The following is a 19573-nucleotide window of genomic DNA, read 5'->3' as shown; positions in this document are numbered from 1 at the left end:
CGCTGGCGACAAAGGAAAAGCTTTATAATTCAGGGTTTTTGATGATTTTCTCGGAGTAGAGATGCCGATTTACGCTTACCGTTGTGACGAGTGTGGTTTTGCCAAGGACGTCTTGCAAAAGATCTCCGATCCAGTACTGACGGTGTGCCTGTCGTGCGGCAAGCCCAGTTTCAAGAAACAATTGACGGCCGCCGGTTTCCAATTGAAGGGCACCGGCTGGTACGCGACCGATTTCCGCGGCGGCACGGCGCCCACCACGGCCATCCCGACGGGCCCGGCCGATAACGCCAAACCCGCCCCGGCCGCCGAGAGCGCGCCTGCCGCGGCCCCTGCGCCCGCCCCGGCTGCCGCTGCGCCGAAAGCGGACTGAAAAGCGCGCCGAGCCGATACGATCCCTTACCGAGAAACCGATGCGTAAATACTTTATTACCGGATTACTGATTTTGGTACCCCTGGCCATTACGGCCTGGGTCCTGAATCTGGTCATCAGCACGATGGACCAGTCGCTGTTGCTGGTGCCCGGCAGTACGCAGCCCAGCGTCTGGTTCGGCCGCCAGATTCCCGCGCTGAGCACCATTCCCGGCCTGGGCACGGTATTGACGGTACTGATCGTGTTCTTCACGGGCTTGCTGACGAATAACCTGGTCGGCAATTACGTGGTGAAACTGTGGGAAAAATTGCTGCAACGCATACCCATCGTCAATTCCCTGTATTCGAGCGTCAAGCAAGTGTCGGATACCCTGTTTTCCCCGTCGGGCAATGCCTTCCGCAAGGCCGTGCTGGTGCCGTATCCGCACCAGAACTCCTGGACCATCGCTTTCCTGACCGGCGTGCCGGGCGGCGATGCGGCAAACCACCTGGTGGGCGACTATGTCAGCGTGTACGTGCCGACGACGCCGAATCCGACATCGGGCTTTTTCCTGATGATGAAGCGCAGCGATGTCGTCGAACTCGACATGAGCGTCGATGCGGCGCTCAAATATATCGTCTCGATGGGCGTGGTGGCGCCTGCGGAAGTTGTTGCTGTACCGGCCCCGGCAGCCAAAGAATAAAGGCAGGCGTCCCATGCGGGACGTGGCCGGATTGAACACTCACTAACCTGAACTGAGAATTTTATGTCTATGCGTACTGAATACTGCGGCCTCGTTACCGAAGCCATGCTGGGACAAACCGTCAGCCTGTGCGGCTGGGTACATCGCCGCCGCGACCACGGCAGCCTGATTTTCATCGACTTGCGCGACCGTGAAGGCCTGGTGCAAATCGTTTGCAACCCGGAACAAGCGGAGATGTTCAAGGTCGCCGAAGCCGTGCGCAACGAATTCTGCCTGCGCGTGACGGGCGTCGTGACCAACCGTATCGAAGGCACGATCAACAACAACTTGAAATCGGGCAAGATCGAAGTGGTCTGCTCGGAGCTGGAAGTGCTGAACCCTTCCGTGCCCGTGCCGTTCCAGCTGGACGACGACAACCTGTCGGAAACGACGCGTCTGACGCACCGCGTGCTGGACCTGCGCCGCCCGCAAATGCAAAACAACCTGCGCCTGCGCTACAAGGTGACGATGGAAGTGCGCAAGTACCTCGACGCGCTGGGCTTCATCGACATCGAAACGCCGATGCTGACCAAGTCGACGCCAGAAGGCGCGCGCGATTACCTGGTGCCGTCGCGCGTGAACGCGGGCAGCTTCTTTGCCTTGCCGCAATCGCCACAGTTGTTCAAGCAACTGTTGATGGTCGCCAACTTCGACCGTTACTACCAGATCACCAAGTGCTTCCGCGACGAAGACTTGCGCGCTGACCGCCAGCCTGAATTCACGCAGATCGATTGCGAAACCTCGTTCCTGACGGAACAGGAAATCCGCGACCTGTTCGAAGACATGATCCGCGTCGTCTTCAAGAACACGCTGAACATCGACTTGCCGAACCCGTTCCCGGTGATGGATTTCGCCGAAGCGATGGGCCTGTACGGCTCCGACAAGCCGGACATGCGCGTCAAGCTGGCCTTCACGGACTTGACCGAAGTCATGAAGTCGGTCGAATTCAAGGTCTTCAACGGCGCCGCCAACATGAAGGGCGGCCGCGTGGTGGCCCTGCGCGTACCGCAAGGCGGCAGCATGCCCCGTTCGGAAATCGACGCCTACACCCAGTTCGTCGCCATCTACGGCGCCAAGGGCTTGGCTTACATCAAGGTCAACGAGAAAGCCAAGGGTCCTGAAGGCTTGCAGTCGCCGATCGTCAAGTTCCTGCCTGCCGACGTGCTGGCCACGATCCTCGAGCAGACCGGTGCGCAAGACGGCGACCTGATCTTCTTCGGCGCGGACAAGGCCAAGGTCGTCAACGACGCCATCGGCGCGCTGCGCGTGAAAATCGGTCACAGCGAGTTCGGCAAGAAAGCCGGCCTGTTCGAAGACGTGTGGAAGCCATTGTGGGTGGTCGACTTCCCGATGTTCGAGCACGACGAAGAAGCGGACCGCTGGACGGCGACCCACCATCCATTCACGGCGCCAAAAGACGGCCATGAAGACATGCTGGAAAGCGATCCGGGCGCCTGCATCGCCAAGGCCTACGACATGGTCTTGAACGGCTGGGAACTGGGTGGCGGTTCGATCCGTATCCACCGCGAAGAAGTGCAAAGCAAGGTCTTCCGCGCGTTGAAGATCGACGCCGAAGAAGCGCAGCTGAAATTCGGCTTCCTGCTCGACGCCCTGCAATACGGCGCGCCACCGCATGGCGGCCTGGCATTCGGCCTGGACCGTATCGTGACCATGATGACGGGTTCCGAATCGATCCGCGACGTGATCGCCTTCCCGAAAACCCAGCGCGCGCAAGATTTGCTGACCCATGCGCCGTCGGAAGTTGACGAGAAGCAACTGCGTGAACTGCACATCCGTTTGCGCAGCACCGAGCCAAAAGTAGTGTAATGAAGCATGTGGCTGCCCAGGCAGCCGCTACCGTTTTACTTGCTGAGGCAAAAAAAGGCGCTGCGAGGCGCCTTTTTCATTCTTGATATGAGCCATAAAATTCCCGTTTCCGTGCTGGTCGTCATCCATACGGCGGACCTAGACGTCTTGCTGATCGAGCGCGCGGGCCAACCTGGTTTCTGGCAATCCGTGACGGGTTCCGTCGACGCCGTCGATGAACCGCTGCTGCTGACGGCCGCGCGCGAACTGGCGGAAGAAACCGGCATCGTTGCCGATGGGCACGATATCGTGCTGCGCGACTGGAACTTGTCGAATGTGTACGAGATCTATCCGATCTGGCGCCACCGCTATGCGCCGGGCGTGACGCGCAACACGGAACACGTGTTCAGCGTGCAAGTGCCGCGCGACATCGCCGTCACCCTGAGCCCGCGCGAGCATTTGCAGCATGCGTGGCTGCCTTACTTGGCGGCGGCCGACCGCTGTTTCTCGTCGTCCAACGCGGAAGCGATCTTGCAATTGCCGGCCATGACGGGCCTGGCGCGTCCCACCTGATTTTCTAGAAAGCATTCCATGTTGAACTGGTTACATTTGACTGCGCAGCAAAAACTGCTGGGCACCCTGGGCATCGTTTTTTGCCTGTGCTTTATCTTCCTGCTGTTCAGCTCCACCGTGCCCGGCCGCACGCCGCCGATCGGCATGCCGCTGATGGCCATCGGCTGGCTGCTGCATCCGGGCGCGTTTGCCGAGGGCAAGCGCACCGTGGCCTGGCGTGGCGCACCGTTGCTGGTGAAGATCGTCTGGGCGGCGGGTATTACCGCGCTGATCGTCAGCGTGACGGCGGGCGTGGGACGCATGCTGGCCTGATTGTGGGTTTTAGGTGCGCACGCGCACCTAGGCCGGCGCCGCGCGGGGCCTGTCTGGGAGTAGAATCAATGCATGAAAATCCGCGTAGCAACTTATAATATACACAAGGGTGTCTCCTCCGTGCGGGGCTTGCCCCGCGTGCATGCTTTAAAGCAGGCGATTGCCCTGTTCCATGCCGATGTTGTCTTCTTGCAAGAGGTGCAAGGCAAGCACGACCGTAATGCGGCCCGCTATGGCGCCGAGAAGAACGGCCACAAGCATTGGCCGGAAGCGTCGCAGCACGAGTTCTTTGCCGGCCCCGAACACCATTCCGCCTACGGCATGAATGCCGTGTATGACCATGGCCACCATGGCAACGCCTTGCTGAGCAAGTTTCCCATCGCCTCGCAAACCAACCACGACGTGTCCGACCATGCCTACGAGCAACGCGGCATCCTGCATTGCGTGCTCAAGACGCCGCAGGCCGACGTGCATTGCTACGTCGTCCACCTGGGCCTGTTCGAGTCGGGGCGGGGGCGCCAGGCGCAGGCGCTGATCGACGCCGTCATGGAATCGGCGCCGAATGGCGAGCCCGTCATCATTGCGGGCGACTTCAACGATTGGCGCAACACGCTCAGCGACAAGCTGCGCAACGCGCTCGGTGTGGTCGAGGTATTCGACCAGCGGGCTTCGAACTCGGCCCTGGGCGACCTGGTGCGCACCCTGGCGCGGCGCCAGACGAAAACGCCGATTCCCGTGCCGGCGCGTACCTTTCCCGCCGCCTTGCCGTGGTTCCGCCTGGACCGCATCTATGTGCGCGGTTTCCATGTGGAAGGCGCGCAAGTGATGCACGGCACCCTGTGGGCCAAATTGTCGGACCACGCGCCGATAGTTGCCGCTTTGAAACTCGCGTAGACTGCCGGCATGCGCACAGTCAATTTCATCGCCCACAACGACATCCAGCTGCTGTATTGCGGCACCGATTACTTTCCTGCCTTGATCGCCGCCATCGACGGCGCGCGCTCGGAAGTGTATTTCGAAACGTATATCTTTGCCGACGACGCCACGGGCGCCCTGGTGCTCGATGCGCTCAAGCGTGCCGCCGCGCGCGGCGTGCTGGTGTGCATGATCACGGACTGGTTCGGCACGGGCAACCGCCGGGTCAACGCCATGCATGCAGAGCTGGAAGCGGCTGGCGTGCACCACCGCATCTTCAATCCGTGGTTCCGGCGCGGCATCACGCGCACGCACCGCAAGATCTGCGTGGCCGATGGCGAAATCGCGCTGGTGGGCGGCATCAATATCAACGACGACATGTTTTGCGACTACGACCACAACATCAGCCTGGAAGCGCCGCGCTGGGATTTCGCCGTGCAGGTGAAGGGCCCGCTGGTGGACGCCATCCACGAAGAAGTGCAGGCGCAGTGGGCAAGATTGGGCAAGATGAACCTGGTGCGGCGTATCAAGCTGTACCGCAAGATGCGCGTCGTCAGCAAGGAGCTGGCGAAGAACCCCGTGGTGGCCGGCTTTGTCGTGCGCGACAACCTGCGCAACCGCCGCACCATCCAGCGCGCCTACCTGCAGGCACTGGGCCAGGCGAGGAAAAGCGTGATGCTGGCCAACCCGTATTTCGCGCCCGGCCACAAGCTGCGCCGCGCCCTGGCCCAGGCGGCCCAGCGGGGCGTGGACGTGGTGCTGTTGATCGGCGTGGGCGAATTCCGCATGCAGGACGCCGTGGCGCATTCGTTTTATCCGAAGCTGCTGGCCGCCGGCGTGAAAATCGTCGAATACCGCAAGACGCAGCTGCACGCCAAGGTGGCCGTCGTCGACGATGACTGGGCGACGGTCGGCTCCAGCAATATCGATGCGCTGAGCCTGTTCCTGAACCAGGAAGCGAACGTGGTCATCAAGGACGTGGCGTTCGCGCAAAGCTTGCGCCAGCATATAGAGCAGGGCGTGGCGGACGGCATCGTGATTCACCAGGATGATTTCAAGCACATCGGCCGTTTCCGGCGCATCGGCTATGAAGCCGCGTTCCTCGTGTACCGGCTGGTGATGCGCATTTTTTCAGTAGGCAAGTACGCATGAACGAGATGACAACGGTAAGGCTGGACAAATGGCTGTGGGCGGCGCGCTTCTTCAAGACGCGCTCGCTGGCCAGCGAGGCCGTCGACACGGGCAAGGTCAAAGTGGGCGGCGAGCGCGTGAAACCGGCGCGCAGCCTGCGCTTGGGCGACGAGCTGGCCATCGATAATGGCGCGGAGACGTGGGAAGTGGCCGTGCTGGGCCTGTCCGACAAGCGCGGCGCGGCGCCCGTGGCGCGCCTGCTGTATGGCGAAACGCCGGCCAGCATCGCCCGCCGCGAGCAGCTGGCCGAGGAGCGCAAGCTGTTCCGCGAGCCAGGCACCACCATCAAGGGGCGGCCGACCAAGCGCGACCGCCGTCAATTGAGCAAGGCAGGCGACCTTTCCTGAGGCTCGCCTGATGCGGGAGGGCAAGGGCGCGCGACGCTTTTGCCCTCCTGAAATCGCTGTAAACACGCAGCCTGAAAATGCTGCGCTGCACCAATAGAACGCCGGCTCTAAAGTTCCCGTTTGACTTTTACGTGGTAGTGGATAATAGTACGAGCGTTCGGATTTTTTCGAGGCGTGCTTTTTTTTACCCTCGCTTCAGTCCGCCAAATCGGCAACATCACTTTTAGAACGGACCTCTTGAATACTTCAGTCAAATTCATGCGCAAGGGCGAACTGACCCGTGCAGCCATCCTCGACGTGGCGCTGGACCTGTCCAGCCGCGACGGCCTGGAAGGCCTGACCATTGGGTTGCTTGCGGACAAAATGAACATGAGCAAGTCGGGCGTGTTTGCCCACTTTGGCTCGCGCGAAGACTTGCAGATGGAAGTGCTGAAGCTTTACCACTATCGTTTCGAGCAAGAAGTCTTTTTTCCCAGCATGAAAGAACCACGCGGCATCCAGCGCCTGCAATCGATGTTTGCGCGCTGGGTCAAGCGGGTCAGCGTGGAAATCGCTTCCGGCTGCATCTATATCAGCGGCGCCGTCGAGTATGACGACCGTCCCGGTCCCATCCGTGAAGCCCTGGTGGCCATGGTGCGGGCCTGGCAGGGTGCGCTGTTGCGCTGTGTCGAGCAATCGATCGCCACGGGCGACTTGAAAGCGGACACGGATGCCCAGCAGCTGGTGTACGAGATGTATGGCCTGATCCTGGCCCTGCATCACGATGCGCGCTTCCTGCGCGTGCCGGGCAGCATCGAACGGGCGCAAGCGGGCTTTGTCCGCCTGCTGGCGTCGTACCAGAATTCCGTCACAAGCAAATAAGCCGTCAGGCAGTATCCGCAACAACGCACACGCACTTACAAGTACAACACTTTAGCTAATCGCCTTCAGGAGAAAATTATGGGTCAATACGTCGCGCCAATCCGGGATATGCAATTCGTCCTGCATGAGTTCCTGCAAGTGGAAGAAGAACTGAAGCAAATGCCGTCGTACGCCGACGTCGACGCCGACATCATCAACCAGGTGCTGGAAGAGGGCGGCAAATTCACTTCCGAAGTATTGTTCCCGCTGAACCACTCCGGCGACCGCGAAGGCTGCCACCACGACCCCGTCACGAAAAGCGTGACCACGCCTAAGGGTTTCAAGGAAGCCTACAAGCAGTACGTCGAAGGCGGCTGGGCGGCCCTGGCGTGCGATCCGGAATACGGCGGCCAGGGCTTGCCTGTCGTGCTGAACAATTCGTTCTATGAAATGCTGAATTCGTCGAACCAGGCCTGGTCCATGTACCCAGGCCTGTCGCACGGCGCCTACGAGTGCCTGAAGGAACACGGCACCGACCACCAGAAGGAAGTGTATCTGCCGAAGCTGGTGTCGGGCGAATGGACGGGCACCATGTGCCTGACCGAACCGCACTGCGGCACCGACCTGGGCCTGCTGCGCTCGAAAGCGCTGCCTGAGGCGGACGGTTCCTGGACCATCACCGGCAACAAGATCTTCATCTCGGCCGGCGAGCACGACATGGCGGAAAACATCCTGCACCTGGTGCTGGCCCGCGTGCCGGACGCGCCGGAAGGCTCGAAAGGCATTTCGCTGTTCCTTGTGCCGAAATTCCTGCCAAACGCGGATGGCACTGTCGGTGAGCGCAATCCGATCACCTGCGGCGCCATCGAAGAAAAAATGGGCATCCACGGCAATTCGACCTGCCAGATGAACCTGGACGGCGCGAAAGGCTGGATCATCGGCCAGCCGAACAAGGGCCTGAACGCCATGTTCGTCTTCATGAACGCGGCCCGCCTGGGCGTGGGCATGCAGTCGCTGGGCCTGACGGAAATCGCTTACCAGAACGCGCTGATCTACGCCAAGGACCGCACGCAAATGCGTTCGCTGTCCGGCATCAAGAACCCGGAACTGCCGGCCGACCGCATCATCGTGCACCCTGACGTGCGCCGCATGCTGCTGACCGGTAAAGCCTACGCCGAAGGCGCGCGCGCTTTCACCTCCTACGTGGCGCTGCAGATCGACCGCGAACTGCACCACCCAGACGCCGACGTGCGCAAGGAAGCGGCCGATGAAGTGGCGCTGCTGACGCCCGTCATCAAGGCCTTCATCACCGACAACGCCTGGATCGCCACCTCGGACGCGATGCAAGTATTCGGCGGCCACGGCTACATCTCGGAATGGGGCATGGAGCAGTATGTGCGCGACGCGCGCATCAACATGATCTACGAAGGCACGAACACGATCCAGTCGCTGGACCTGTTGGGCCGCAAGATCCTGGGCGACAACGGCGCCAAGCTGCGCAAGTTCGGCGAAAAGATCAAGGCTTTCGTCGAAGACAACGGCACCGATGAAGCGATGAGCGAATTCGTTACGCCACTGGGCGACCTGGGCGACAAAGTCACCAAGCTGACCATGGAAATCGGCATGAAGGCATTCCAGAATCCGGACGAAGTGGGCGCGGCATGCGTGCCTTACCTGCGCGTCGTCGGCCACATGATCTACAGCTACCTGTTCGCGCAGATGGCCAAGATCGCCCTCGAAAAAGAATCCAGCGGCGACAAGTTCTACACCGCCAAACTGGCTACCGCACGTTTCTACTTCGCCCGCTTGCAGCCTGAAACGGCAACCCTGATCCGTCAGGCGCGTTCCGGTTCGGCCAACCTGATGGCACTCGACGCAGACCTGTTCTAAGACTTGAGGAAAATATGACCAATTTCATCGTTAAAAAAGTAGCCGTCCTCGGCGCCGGCGTGATGGGCGCGCAGATCGCCGCCCATTGCATCAACGCGAAAGTGCCGGTCGTGCTGTTCGACCTGCCGGCCAAGGAAGGCCCGAAGAATGGCATTGTGCTGCGCGCCATCGAGAACCTGAAAAAGCTGTCGCCTGCGCCGCTGGGCAACAAGGATGACGCCGCGCTGATCCAGGTGGCCAACTACGAAGACAACCTGGACCTGCTGGCCGGTTGCGATCTGATCATCGAAGCCATCGCCGAGCGCATGGACTGGAAACACGACCTGTACCAGAAGGTGGCCCCGCACATCGGCCCGAACGCGATCTTCGCCTCGAACACCTCGGGCCTGTCGATCACCAAGCTGGCCGAAGGCTTCGACGCCGACCTGAAATCGCGCTACTGCGGCGTGCACTTCTTCAACCCGCCGCGCTATATGCACTTGGTCGAGATCATCCCGACCGCGTTCACCAAGCCGCAGATCGCCGACCAGCTGGAAGGCTTCCTGACCACCACCCTGGGCAAGGGCGTGGTCCGCGCCAAGGATACGCCGAACTTCATCGCCAACCGCGTTGGCGTGTTCGGCATCCTGGCCATCGTGCACGAAGCCGAAAAATTCGGCCTGTCCGTGGACGTCGTCGATGATTTGACGGGCGCCAAGCTGGGCCGCGCCAAGTCGGGCACCTTCCGCACGGCGGACGTGGTTGGCCTGGACACCATGGGCCATGTGATCAAGACCATGCAGGACTACCTGCCGAACGATCCGTTCGCCGCCGTCTACAAGACGCCGGCCGTCCTGGCGCAGCTGGTGGAAAAAGGCGCGCTGGGCCAGAAGAGCGGCGCGGGCTTCTACAAGAAGGTCGGCAAGGAAATCCAACGCCTGGACTTCGCCACCGGTGAATACGTGGCCGGCGGCGCCAAGGCTGCCGACATCATCGCCCGCATCCTGAAGGAAAAGGATCCGGTCAAGAAGATGAAGGCGCTGCGTGAATCGACGAACCCGCAAGGCCAGTTCCTGTGGGCGATCTTCCGCGACGCTTTCCACTACATCGCCATCCATCTGGACACCGTGGCCGACAATGCGCGCGACATCGACTTCGCCATGCGCTGGGGCTTCGGCTGGAACGTGGGTCCGTTTGAAACGTGGCAGGCATCGAACTGGCTGCAAGTGGCCAACTGGGTCAAGGAAGACATCGACGCCGGCCACGCGCTGTGCAATGCACCGCTGCCAGCCTGGGTCTTCGAAGGCCCGGTCGCTGAACAAGGCGGCGTGCACACGCCGGAAGGTTCGTATTCGGCCGTGTCGAACAGCTTCGTGCCCCGTTCGACCCTGTCCGTGTACGACCGCCAGCCATTCCGCGCGCCCGTTTTTGGCACCAACTTGGGCAGCGGCGCTGCCGACCCCAAGACCGCCGGCACCACCGTCTTCGAAGACGAATCCGTGCGCGTCTGGCATACGGGTGACGATGTGCTGATCATCTCGTTCAAGACCAAGATGCACGTGATCGGTGAAGGCGTGATCAATGGCCTGAAACTGGCGCTGGCCGAAGCCGAGAAGAACTTCAAGGGCCTGGTGATCTGGCACGCCGACGCAGCCGAAGGCGGCGCCTTCTCGGCCGGCGCCGACCTGCAATCGGCACTGCCGGCGTTCATGCAAGGCGGCGTGAAAGCTGTCGATCCGATCATCGCCGAACTGCAGAACACCTTCATGTCGCTGAAATACGCGAACGTGCCGGTGATCGCCGCGGTCGCCGGCCTGGCACTGGGCGGCGGTTGCGAGCTGGCGCTGCACGCATCGAAGCGCGTGGCCTCGATCGAGTCGTACATCGGCCTGGTGGAAGTGGGCGTGGGCCTGATTCCAGCCGGCGGCGGCCTGAAGGAAGCGGCGCAGCGCGCCTACAAGGAAGCCAAGGGTAACGACATCCTGCAATTCCTGAAAACGGGTTTCACCAATGCGGCTACCGCCAACGTGTCGAAATCGGCGCTGGAAGCGAAGAAAATGGGCTACCTGAAGGAAGACGACGTGATCGTGTTCAACGCCTACGAGCTGCTGCACGTGGCTAAGGTCGAAGCGCGCGCCATGTTCGACGCGGGCTTCCGTCCGCAACTGCCGTCGCTGATCCAGGTGACGGGCCGTTACGGCTGGGGCACCATCAAGGCGCAGCTGGTCAACATGCGCGACGGCGGCTTCATTTCGGCGCACGATTTCAAGCTGGGCGAGATGATCGCCGAGATCGTATCGGGCGGCGACGTGGACCAGGGCAGCTTCGTCAGCGAACAGTGGCTGCTGGATATGGAACGCAAGGCATTCCTGGAGCTGTTGAACCATCCGAAAACCCAGGAACGGATCATGGGCATGATGCAGACCGGTAAGCCGGTACGCAACTAAGCACAACGTCGATGACGATCCTGTCCCTCGTTTTTAAAGTATTACTGCGCGTGAGGCCAAGCATGGTGTATGACCGTATCAAACAACAGATGATGGACACCTTGCCCTTCGTGCGGCTGCTGGGGATCAGCATCGACGACATCGGCGCCGGCACCTCGAAGGTGTCGCTGCCGGAAGATCCAAAACTGAATAATCACCTGGGCACGCAGCATGCGGGCGCCTTGTTTACCCTGGCCGAAACGGCTTCCGGCGCGGCCATGGCGGGCGGCTTCGCCGAGCTGATACTGGGCTTGCGTCCGGTGGCCAAGGAGTCGCGCATCCAGTACCAGAAGGTGGCCCGGGGCGCGACGCGCGCCGAAGGCCGGGTACCGGGCGACCTGGCTGCCTTGAAGGCGCAGCTGGCGCAGGACGGCAAGGTGGCGTTTCCCGTGGAAGTCGATATCTTCGACTCCGAAGGCACGCTGGCGGCACAGGTGACGGTGGACTGGTATTTGTCGCAGAAGCGATAAGCCTCTACCCCGGACATTCGACAGAACACGAACCTCGTTCAACATCTTTGAAAGCATAAAATGAGCAAACAACTTCAAGACGCCTACATCGTCTCTGCAACCCGCACCCCGATCGGCAAGGCGCCGCGCGGCATGTTCAGAAACACCCGCCCGGACGACCTGCTGGTGCGCGTGCTGCAATCGGCCCTGGCGCAAGCGCCTGGCCTGGACCCGGCGTTGATCACCGACGCCATCATCGGCTGCTCGTTCCCGGAAGCGGAGCAGGGCTTCAATATCGCGCGTAACTCGGTACTGCTGGCCGGTTTGCCGAAAACCGTGGGCGGCGTCACCGTCAACCGCTACTGCGCTTCGGGCATCACGGCCATCGCCATGGCGGCCGACCGCATCCGCGTGGGCGAAGCCGACGTGATGATCGCCGGCGGTATCGAATCGATGTCGATGGTGCCGATGATGGGCCACCACCCGTCGATGAACCTCGACATGTTCAGCGACGAGAACATCGGCATGGCTTACGGCATGGGCCTGACGGCAGAAAAAGTGGCGCAGCAATGGAAAGTGTCGCGCGAACAGCAGGATGCGTTCTCCGTCGAATCGCACCGTCGCGCCATCGCCGCGCAGCAAGCCGGTTTCTTCAAGGCGGAAACGACGCCCGTGGAAATCATCACGCGCACGCCGAACCTGGCTACCGGCCAGGTTGATGTGACGCGCCGCACCGTCGACACGGACGAAGGCGCGCGCGCCGATTCGTCGATGGAGTCGCTGGCCAAGCTGAAGCCAGTCTTCGCGGCCAAGGGCTCCGTCACGGCCGCCAACAGCTCGCAGATGTCCGACGGCGCCGGCGCGCTGCTGATCGTCAGCGAAAAAATCCTGCGCGAGCACAACCTGACCCCGCTGGCGAAATTCTCCTCGTTCGCCGTGCGCGGCGTGCCGCCGGAAATCATGGGCATCGGTCCGAAATTCGCCATTCCTGCAGCATGCGCCGCCGCCGGCATCACGCAAGACCAGCTGGACTGGATCGAGCTGAACGAAGCGTTTGCCGCACAGGCGCTGGCCGTCATCGGCGACCTGGGCCTGGATCCATCGAAAGTCAACCCGATGGGCGGCGCGATCGCCCTGGGCCACCCGCTGGGCGCCACCGGCGCCATCCGCGCAGCCACCGTGATCCACGCGCTGCAGCGCACCAAGCAGAAGTACGGCATGGTCACGATGTGCGTGGGCGCCGGCATGGGCGCAGCAGGTATCTTCGAGCGCGTTTGATGACACAGGCGTCGTGACGCAAGAGGTCAGATAAGATTGGTCAAAACTTGGGCGCTGCGGGATTACCCCGGCGCCCTTTATCTTTTTGGAGACGACATGGATATTTTGTGCAGCAAGAGCGAGGGCATTCTGACCCTGGAATTCAACCGCCTGGAACGCAAGAATGCGATCACGGGCGGCATGTACCAGACCCTGGCCGATGCGCTGGTGGCGGCGGAGACGGACGACGACGTGCGCGCCATCTTGATCTGCGGCAAGCGCGCGATTTTCACGGCTGGTAACGACCTCGATGACTTCATGAAGACGGCGCGCCCGAAGGATGGCTCGCTCGACCACGACCGCCCCGTGTTCCAGTTCATGCGCGCCCTGTACGGCAGCAGCAAGCCCGTGGTGGCGGCAGTTTCCGGCCCGGCCATCGGCATCGGCACGACCTTGCTGATGCATTGCGACCTGGTCTACGCAGCCGACAATGCCAGCTTCTCGATGCCGTTCACGCAGCTGGGCCTGTGCCCGGAATTCGGTTCCAGCCTGCTGCTCACGCAACTGGCCGGCTACCCGCGCGCGGCGGAAAAGCTGATGCTGGGCGAGTCCTTCCCGGCCAGCGAAGCGCTGGAAATGGGCCTGGTGTCGAAAGTCGTGCCCCTGTACGAGCTGATGACCTTCGCGCAAGGCCAAGCCGCCAAGCTGGTGGCCCTGCCTGCCGCCTCCATCCGTGCTACCAAGCGCCTGATGAAGCAAAGCCGCATGGAGCCGATGAAGGCCGCCATCGCCGACGAAAACAAACTGTTCAGCGCCATGCTGGGCGGCGCCGAGGCGAAGGAAGCGTTTACGGCCTTTTTCCAGAAGCGCAAGCCGGATTTCAAGCAGTTCAATTAAGCGCTTGTTTCAACACTGGCCTGCATGCCGGCCAGGATCAGGGAAACCGAGGCGTGCCAGTGCGTCTCGCCCACCGGCCGGCCCGCCAGCGCATAGCCGTGCAGGAAGTCGACGAGCGCATCGCGCCCGCGCAAGCGGGTTTTCTTGTCCAGCGCGAGACCGTCGACGGCCAGCTCGAACAGTGCCATAAACCGCTCGGCCACGTCGGCTTGCTCCACCAGTCCGCGCGCCATCAGGCGCACGAAATACGGCGTGGCGCTGACCAGTTCCAGGTACAGCGCGCACAGCGCCAGCACACGCCGTGGCGCTGCCTGGCGCCGCGTAAACGGCGGCTGCTGCGGATCGAGCGCGGCAAAACGCTGCGCCATCAAGGCCTGCAACAATTCCTCTTTTCCCGCGTAGTAGTGATACAGGGCCATGGCGTCGACGCCCAGGTTCTGCGCCAGTGCGCGCATGGAAAACGCCTCGCCTTTTTCTTCCAGCAGGGCCAGGGCCGCGTGCAGGATGCTGGCGTTGTCCAGTGCGGGCAGGGCACTGCGCGGACGACCCGCTCGGCGCACGGGAGATTCCATGGCTTGAAGTTTTGGGATTTTCATGGGCATAATTCTACACTGTAGAATTAAATCAAGGAACACTCATGCAAAAACCTTTCGTCAGCGTTTTTCTCGGCATCAGTCTCGATGGCTGCATCGCCGGGGAAAACGGCGACCTGTCCTGGCTGGCCGAGCTGGCCCCCGACTCGCCCGAGGCCACCGGCTACACGCAATTGATGGAGCAAGTCGATACCCTGCTGATCGGCCGCACCACCTACGACGCCGTGCTGGGCTTCGAGCCGTGGCCGTATGCGGGCAAGCGCGTGGTGGTCTTGAGCCACCGCGACTTCGCGCCGCGCCATGGCGAGCAGCGCCGCGAAGGCAGCGTGCGGGAAGTGCTGCAGGGACTGGCAGCGGAAGGCTGCCGCCACGTGTACCTCGATGGCGGCGCGGTCATCCGCGCCGGCTTGCGCGACGGTGTCGTCGACAGTGTCACCTTGTCCGTGCTGCCCGTGGTGCTGGGCCGGGGCGTGCGCCTGTTCGAGGATGGCTTGCCGCGCAGCGACTGGCGCCTGGACGGCACGCGCCAGCTGCCCAGCGGCGTGGTGCAGCTGCGCTATGGAAAACGTTAAGCCGCGCTGGCCAGCTCGACGATGAAGCCTGTGTCAAAACGTTCGTTCTCGGGCGTGCCGTCCGGCCGTTTGTAGCCGCAGGGATTGCAGACCACGCGGCAGTCCTGGATGCGGTAGTCGAGCGAGGCATGCATGTGGCCATGCACCCACAGGTCGGCCTGTGCCACCAGCGCGTCCAGCTGCGAGGCGAAGGCGGGCGAACCGAGGTTGTCTGCATACTGCGCTTCCACCGACAGCATCGATGGCGCCATGTGCGTGATGACGACCGTCTTGCCATCGAACGGTTGCGCCAGTTGCCGCTCCAGCCAGGCGCGGTGCTGCGCGTGCAGCTGCGCCGTGTCGCTGGCGCACAGCAGGCGGGGCGTGTCGCCGCCCGTGCTGATGCGCTTGTAGTCGGGCATGTAGGCTTGCGCCGCATTGAGCGCTTCTTCCCGGCGCTGCGCGCCGAACAGCAGGAAATCCGTCCACAGCGTGACGCCGAGGAAGCGCACGCCGTTCAGTACCACGGCGTCGCCGTCGAGCAGGCGGATGTTGGCGCCATGCGCATTCGCGCTGGCGCAGGCGTCGCGCACGGCGTCCTGCATGCGTTCGAGCTGGTGGCCGTAGCCTTCGTGGTTGCCGTGCACGTACAGTACGGGCAGGGTGCCGAAGGTGCGCGCGGCCCAGGCGACGGCATTGCTGCCCGTGTCGATGTCGCCGGCCAGGATCACCACGTCGGGGCGGCAGGCGGCAAGGTCGATGGCGGGCGTGTCTTCGCCCCAGACTTCCAGGTGCAGGTCGGACAGGATCAGCAAACGCATGGCATTGGGCGCGGCAAGGCGCACGGCAGTCGATGGGCCTCTATCGTAGCGCAAGTCGCCACGCCCGTCTGCTTGACCGCGCGAGGGTAGCGACGTTACCCTGTGGCATTGATTCATACTGCCTATCTTCCTGGAGCCGCATGCCGCCTTTCTTCCTTCCCAAGACCTTGCTCAGTATCGCGCTGGCCGCCATGGCGCTGCCGTTGACGGCGCATGCCGCCACGCCCGCCGTCGATCCTTTGACGCAGCCTATCGCCTCGCCGTATGCGGCGCAGTGGAACCGCCCGCAGCAACCGGCGCGCATCCATGGCGACACGTATTACGTGGGCGTGGGCGGCTTGAGCGTGGTGCTGATCGACACGCGCGAAGGCTTGATCCTCATCGATGGCGCATTGCCGCAATCGGTGGCCGCCATCAAGGAACATATCCTGGAGCTGGGCTTTCGCCTGCAAGACATCAAGTTCATCCTGAGTACGGAAGCGCATTTCGATCATTCGGGCGGCATCGCCGCCTTGGCCCGCGACAGCGGCGCGCAAGTGATCGCCAGCCCGCTGGGAGCGGAGGCGCTGCGCGCGGGAGCGGTGCTCGCCGCAGATCCGCAGGCGGGCGAAATCGATCCCATGCCGGCCGTGGACAACGTGCGCGAGATCGCCGATGGCGAAGCCCTGCAACTGGGCGACGTGACCATCACGGCGCGCCATACGCCCGGGCATACGCCGGGCAGCACCAGCTGGACCTGGGTGTCGTGCGAGGATGCGGAGCGCCAGGAGTGCCTGAACGTGGTGTTTGGCGCGAGCCTCACGCCGGTGGCTGCCGACGACTTTCACTACCTGGCCGATGAACGCCATGCGGACCTGACGCCGGCCTTCCGCCGCGTCATGCAGGACTTCGCCAAGCTGCCGTGCGATATCCTGATCTCGGCGCACCCCGACCACTCCGGCGGCGACCGCAAGCTCACGCAACTGCTGGAAGGTGTCATGCCGAATCCCTTCATCGATGCGCAGGCGTGCAGCAACTACGCTGCCAAAAATGAAGCGAAGCTCGACGCCCGCATCGCCAAGGAGCAAGCCATGACTGGCGAGACTGCGACAAAATAACAACGTTGGCGCATGCACCATGAAAAGCGGTTGACGCACTGCAGCATACGGCGCAGAATCAGCGTCCGCAGTGCAGATTAACCAGATAAAGGAAAGGAAACCCATGTTCGAGCAGGCTGGCAGCAAATTGTACGACCACTAGCCCCGCGCATGACGCTCGGGGCCATCGGCAGCATTGCCGATCCCGAGCCGGTGTCCTTCAAGCCCCGGTGAGGAAACTCGCCGGGGTTTTTTGGTTTACCAGGACCCCGGCATAACGACAAGACCAAGGAATACGTTATGCCCATCCATCAGACATTGCACGGCGCCCAGGTGCCCGTGCATATTTTTACCGACGATATCGACGCGCAGGCGCTGCGCCAGCTGCACAATATTGCCAGCCTGCCCATCGTCCATCCGCATGTGGCGGCCATGCCTGACGTGCATGCCGGCATCGGCGCCACCGTCGGCAGCGTGATTCCCACGCGCGGCGCCATCATCCCGGCCGCCGTCGGCGTCGACATCGGCTGCGGCATGAATGCCGTGCGCACGACCCTGACGGCCAGCGACCTGCCCGACAACCTGGCGCGCCTGCGCAGCGCCATCGAAGCGGAAGTACCCGTCGGCTTCGAGCAGCACGAATGGAGCCGCGTGCAAGGCTCGCGCCAGGCGCGCGCCGTGCGGCCCCTCGGCGACCGCCTGGCGCACATCGTCGAGCGCCATCGCGGCATCGCCAAGATGCTGCGCCAGTTCGAGCGCACGTGGATCTGCCAGGCAGGCACCCTGGGCGGCGGCAATCACTTCATCGAAATCTGCCTCGACGAGGAACAGCGCGTGTGGATCATGCTGCATTCGGGTTCGCGCGGCATCGGCAACGTGATTGGCCGTTACTTCATCGCCGCCGCGCAGAAGGACATGCGGCGCCACCAGCTGCAGCTGCCGGACGCCGACCTGGCGTACCTGAGCGAAGGCTCCATGGTGTTCGACGACTACGTGGAAGCGGTGGACTGGGCGCAGGATTATGCGCTGCTCAACCGCAGTGAAATGATGCGCCGCGTGCTCGACGTGCTGGCGAAGCATGCGCCGCCGTTCCGGCTGGACGGCGAAGCGATCAACTGCCATCACAACTACATTGCGCGCGAAACGCATGGCAATGAGGATTTGTATGTGACGCGCAAGGGCGCCATTTCGGCGCGGCAGGGCGAGCTGGGCATCATTCCCGGCAGCATGGGGGCACGCAGCTTCATCGTGAGCGGCAAGGGCAATGCCGAATCGTTCTGTTCCTGCTCGCATGGGGCGGGGCGCAGCATGAGCCGCAGCGAGGCGAAGCGCCGCTTCAACCGCTTCGACCTGGCCGAGCAGACGGCCGGCATCGAGTGCCGCAAGGATGGCGGCGTGGTCGACGAGATCCCGGCCGCCTATAAAAATATCGATGCCGTCATGGTGCACCAGAGCGACCTGGTGGAAGTGGTGCATACCTTGCGCCAGGTCGTCTGCATCAAGGGCTGAAAGGAGCAACCATGAAGGTCAAAGTGAAAGCCACGCCGAAGCCGCGCAATCCGCTGGTGGCTGCCGCCAGGCTGCGCGGCGGCGCCGGCGCGCACCAGTCGGTAGCGTCGCCGCGCGCGGCGCGCCGGGCCGGCAAGCACCGCCTGCAGCAATGGCTGGCGGGCCGTCTCAAGCCTGACGATTAGCGGGCCGGCAGCTCGACGATGTAGTTCGGATCAAAAGCGGGATTTTGCGGCGTGCCGCTGCGCGTCTTGTAGCCGCAGGGGTTCGAGACGACGCGGCACGAGCCGATGCGGTAATCGCGCGAAGCGTGGATGTGGCCATGCACCCACAGGTCCGCCTGCGCGGCCAGTTCGTCCAGGCGCGAGGCATAGGCGGGCGAACAGCCTTCGCTGCCGTAGGCATCGTCGACCGAGAGCAGCGACGGCGCCATGTGGCTGATGACGACGGTGCTGCCGTCGAAAGGCTGCGCCAGTTCGCGTGCCAGCCACGCTTTTTGCTGCGCGTGGAACATGGCCGTGTCGGCTGCGCGCAGCTTGCGAAAGCCCATGTTGGCCAGGCGGATGCGCTTGTAGTCGTTCATGACGGCTTCCGCGTCGCGCATGGCCGCCTGGCGCGTGTCGTCGCCCAGCAGGCGGAAATCCGTCCACAGGGTGGCGCCCAGGAAGCGCACGGCGCCGCCTGCCGGGTCGGCGATGACGTGCGTGCCGCAGTCGAGGAAGTGCACGTTGTCCGTGGCGGCGCAGGCGCTGCGCAGCTCCTGGCGCACCTTGTCGAGGTGGTGGCCATAGCCTTCGTGGTTGCCATGCACGTACAGCACCGGCAGCCCCGCGAATGCGGTGGCGGCCCAGGCGACGGCGCGGGCGCCCGTGTCGATGTCGCCGGCCAGGATGACGGCATCGGGGCAGCTGAGCGCAAGGTCACCTTGCGGCGCATCGTCGCGCCACAGCTCATGGTGCAGGTCCGACAGGATCAATAAACGCATGCGGC

Annotated in this window: 21 protein-coding genes; 18 read left to right on the top strand and 3 right to left on the bottom strand. The window is 62.8% G+C overall.

From position 1 onward, the window contains the following. Positions 1 to 61 precede the first annotated feature (61 nt). The 14 genes from CLU94_RS11135 to CLU94_RS11070 all read left to right on the top strand — a co-directional run bounded on the left by CLU94_RS11135 (position 62) and on the right by CLU94_RS11070 (position 14033). Entirely contained in the window at positions 62 to 370 is a 309-nt protein-coding gene (locus tag CLU94_RS11135) for an FmdB family zinc ribbon protein (protein ID WP_077398979.1), read from the top strand. Between the two features lie 40 nt (positions 371 to 410). Further along, positions 411 to 1052, top strand: a complete 642-nt coding sequence (locus CLU94_RS11130) for a DUF502 domain-containing protein (RefSeq protein WP_077398981.1) — start codon at positions 411 to 413, stop codon at positions 1050 to 1052. A 63-nt stretch (positions 1053 to 1115) separates the two neighbouring features. Further along, on the top strand, positions 1116 to 2918 hold the full coding sequence (gene aspS, locus CLU94_RS11125; RefSeq protein WP_180278639.1) for an aspartate--tRNA ligase: 1803 nt from the start codon (positions 1116 to 1118) through the stop codon (positions 2916 to 2918). An 87-nt stretch (positions 2919 to 3005) separates the two neighbouring features. Further along, on the top strand, positions 3006 to 3470 hold the full coding sequence (gene nudB, locus CLU94_RS11120) for a dihydroneopterin triphosphate diphosphatase (protein WP_099668270.1): 465 nt from the start codon (positions 3006 to 3008) through the stop codon (positions 3468 to 3470). An 18-nt stretch (positions 3471 to 3488) separates the two neighbouring features. Then, positions 3489 to 3782: a hypothetical protein gene (locus tag CLU94_RS11115; RefSeq protein ID WP_099665673.1), complete on the top strand. Its 294-nt coding sequence runs from the start codon at positions 3489 to 3491 to the stop codon at positions 3780 to 3782. Between the two features lie 72 nt (positions 3783 to 3854). Beyond that, positions 3855 to 4676 carry an endonuclease/exonuclease/phosphatase family protein gene (locus CLU94_RS11110; protein ID WP_099665672.1) on the top strand — a complete coding sequence of 274 codons (822 nt, stop codon included), beginning with the start codon at positions 3855 to 3857 and terminating at the stop codon, positions 4674 to 4676. Between the two features lie 9 nt (positions 4677 to 4685). After that, a complete protein-coding gene (gene clsB / locus CLU94_RS11105; protein ID WP_099665671.1) occupies positions 4686 to 5849 on the top strand; it encodes a cardiolipin synthase ClsB in 1164 nt (387 codons plus the stop codon). Continuing rightward, positions 5846 to 6235, top strand: coding sequence for an RNA-binding S4 domain-containing protein (locus CLU94_RS11100; RefSeq protein WP_099665670.1), 390 nt, complete (start codon positions 5846 to 5848; stop codon positions 6233 to 6235). Before clsB ends, CLU94_RS11100 begins: the two co-directional genes overlap by 4 nt. Before the next feature lie 258 nt (positions 6236 to 6493). Continuing rightward, entirely contained in the window at positions 6494 to 7096 is a 603-nt protein-coding gene (locus CLU94_RS11095; RefSeq protein WP_070278980.1) for a TetR/AcrR family transcriptional regulator, read from the top strand. Between the two features lie 78 nt (positions 7097 to 7174). Continuing rightward, entirely contained in the window at positions 7175 to 8965 is a 1791-nt protein-coding gene (locus CLU94_RS11090) for an acyl-CoA dehydrogenase C-terminal domain-containing protein (protein ID WP_034753387.1), read from the top strand. A 14-nt stretch (positions 8966 to 8979) separates the two neighbouring features. Continuing rightward, the gene (locus CLU94_RS11085; RefSeq protein ID WP_099665669.1) at positions 8980 to 11391 is read left to right on the top strand and encodes a 3-hydroxyacyl-CoA dehydrogenase/enoyl-CoA hydratase family protein; all 2412 of its coding nucleotides are present in this window, start codon (positions 8980 to 8982) and stop codon (positions 11389 to 11391) included. Between the two features lie 62 nt (positions 11392 to 11453). Then, positions 11454 to 11900 carry a PaaI family thioesterase gene (locus CLU94_RS11080; RefSeq protein ID WP_099665668.1) on the top strand — a complete coding sequence of 149 codons (447 nt, stop codon included), beginning with the start codon at positions 11454 to 11456 and terminating at the stop codon, positions 11898 to 11900. Positions 11901 to 11960: 60 nt separating this feature from the next. After that, the gene (locus tag CLU94_RS11075; RefSeq protein WP_035824191.1) at positions 11961 to 13157 is read left to right on the top strand and encodes an acetyl-CoA C-acyltransferase; all 1197 of its coding nucleotides are present in this window, start codon (positions 11961 to 11963) and stop codon (positions 13155 to 13157) included. A gap of 96 nt (positions 13158 to 13253) precedes the next feature. After that, a complete protein-coding gene (locus tag CLU94_RS11070; RefSeq protein ID WP_099665667.1) occupies positions 13254 to 14033 on the top strand; it encodes an enoyl-CoA hydratase in 780 nt (259 codons plus the stop codon). Here the strand turns inward: CLU94_RS11070 and CLU94_RS11065 are convergent. Then, the gene (locus tag CLU94_RS11065) at positions 14030 to 14629 is read right to left on the bottom strand and encodes a TetR/AcrR family transcriptional regulator (RefSeq protein ID WP_180278638.1); all 600 of its coding nucleotides are present in this window, start codon (positions 14627 to 14629) and stop codon (positions 14030 to 14032) included. The genes CLU94_RS11070 and CLU94_RS11065 overlap by 4 nt on opposite strands. A 41-nt stretch (positions 14630 to 14670) precedes the next feature. On the opposite strand from CLU94_RS11065, the gene CLU94_RS11060 reads away from it, so the two are divergent. Next, positions 14671 to 15198 (top strand): dihydrofolate reductase family protein, encoded by a 528-nt coding sequence (locus CLU94_RS11060; RefSeq protein WP_099665665.1) that lies wholly within the window; start codon positions 14671 to 14673, stop codon positions 15196 to 15198. Here the strand turns inward: CLU94_RS11060 and CLU94_RS11055 are convergent. Continuing rightward, complete coding sequence (locus CLU94_RS11055) at positions 15195 to 16052, bottom strand: metallophosphoesterase family protein (protein ID WP_257218767.1); 858 nt, start codon at positions 16050 to 16052, stop codon at positions 15195 to 15197. The two genes, CLU94_RS11060 and CLU94_RS11055, sit on opposite strands and share 4 nt — an antisense overlap. Positions 16053 to 16138: 86 nt before the next feature. Between CLU94_RS11055 and bla the strand changes: the two genes are divergently transcribed. From bla to CLU94_RS28360, 3 genes are all read left to right on the top strand, one after another. Beyond that, positions 16139 to 17095, top strand: coding sequence for a subclass B3 metallo-beta-lactamase (gene bla, locus CLU94_RS11050; RefSeq protein ID WP_099665664.1), 957 nt, complete (start codon positions 16139 to 16141; stop codon positions 17093 to 17095). 279 nt (positions 17096 to 17374) lie between these two features. Then, entirely contained in the window at positions 17375 to 18583 is a 1209-nt protein-coding gene (locus tag CLU94_RS11045) for an RtcB family protein (protein ID WP_099665663.1), read from the top strand. 11 nt (positions 18584 to 18594) lie between these two features. Continuing rightward, positions 18595 to 18768 carry a hypothetical protein gene (locus CLU94_RS28360; protein WP_180278637.1) on the top strand — a complete coding sequence of 58 codons (174 nt, stop codon included), beginning with the start codon at positions 18595 to 18597 and terminating at the stop codon, positions 18766 to 18768. Here CLU94_RS28360 and CLU94_RS11040 read toward each other — a convergent pair. Continuing rightward, positions 18765 to 19568, bottom strand: coding sequence for a metallophosphoesterase family protein (locus CLU94_RS11040; RefSeq protein WP_099665662.1), 804 nt, complete (start codon positions 19566 to 19568; stop codon positions 18765 to 18767). The two genes, CLU94_RS28360 and CLU94_RS11040, sit on opposite strands and share 4 nt — an antisense overlap. Between the last annotated feature and the right edge of the window lie 5 nt (positions 19569 to 19573).

It is taken from the genome of Janthinobacterium sp. 13 (assembly GCF_002749695.1).
Lineage (GTDB): Bacteria > Pseudomonadota > Gammaproteobacteria > Burkholderiales > Burkholderiaceae_D > Janthinobacterium > Janthinobacterium kumbetense.
Note: the sequence above shows the minus strand (reverse complement) of the source record. Positions and strands in the feature narration are given on the sequence as shown.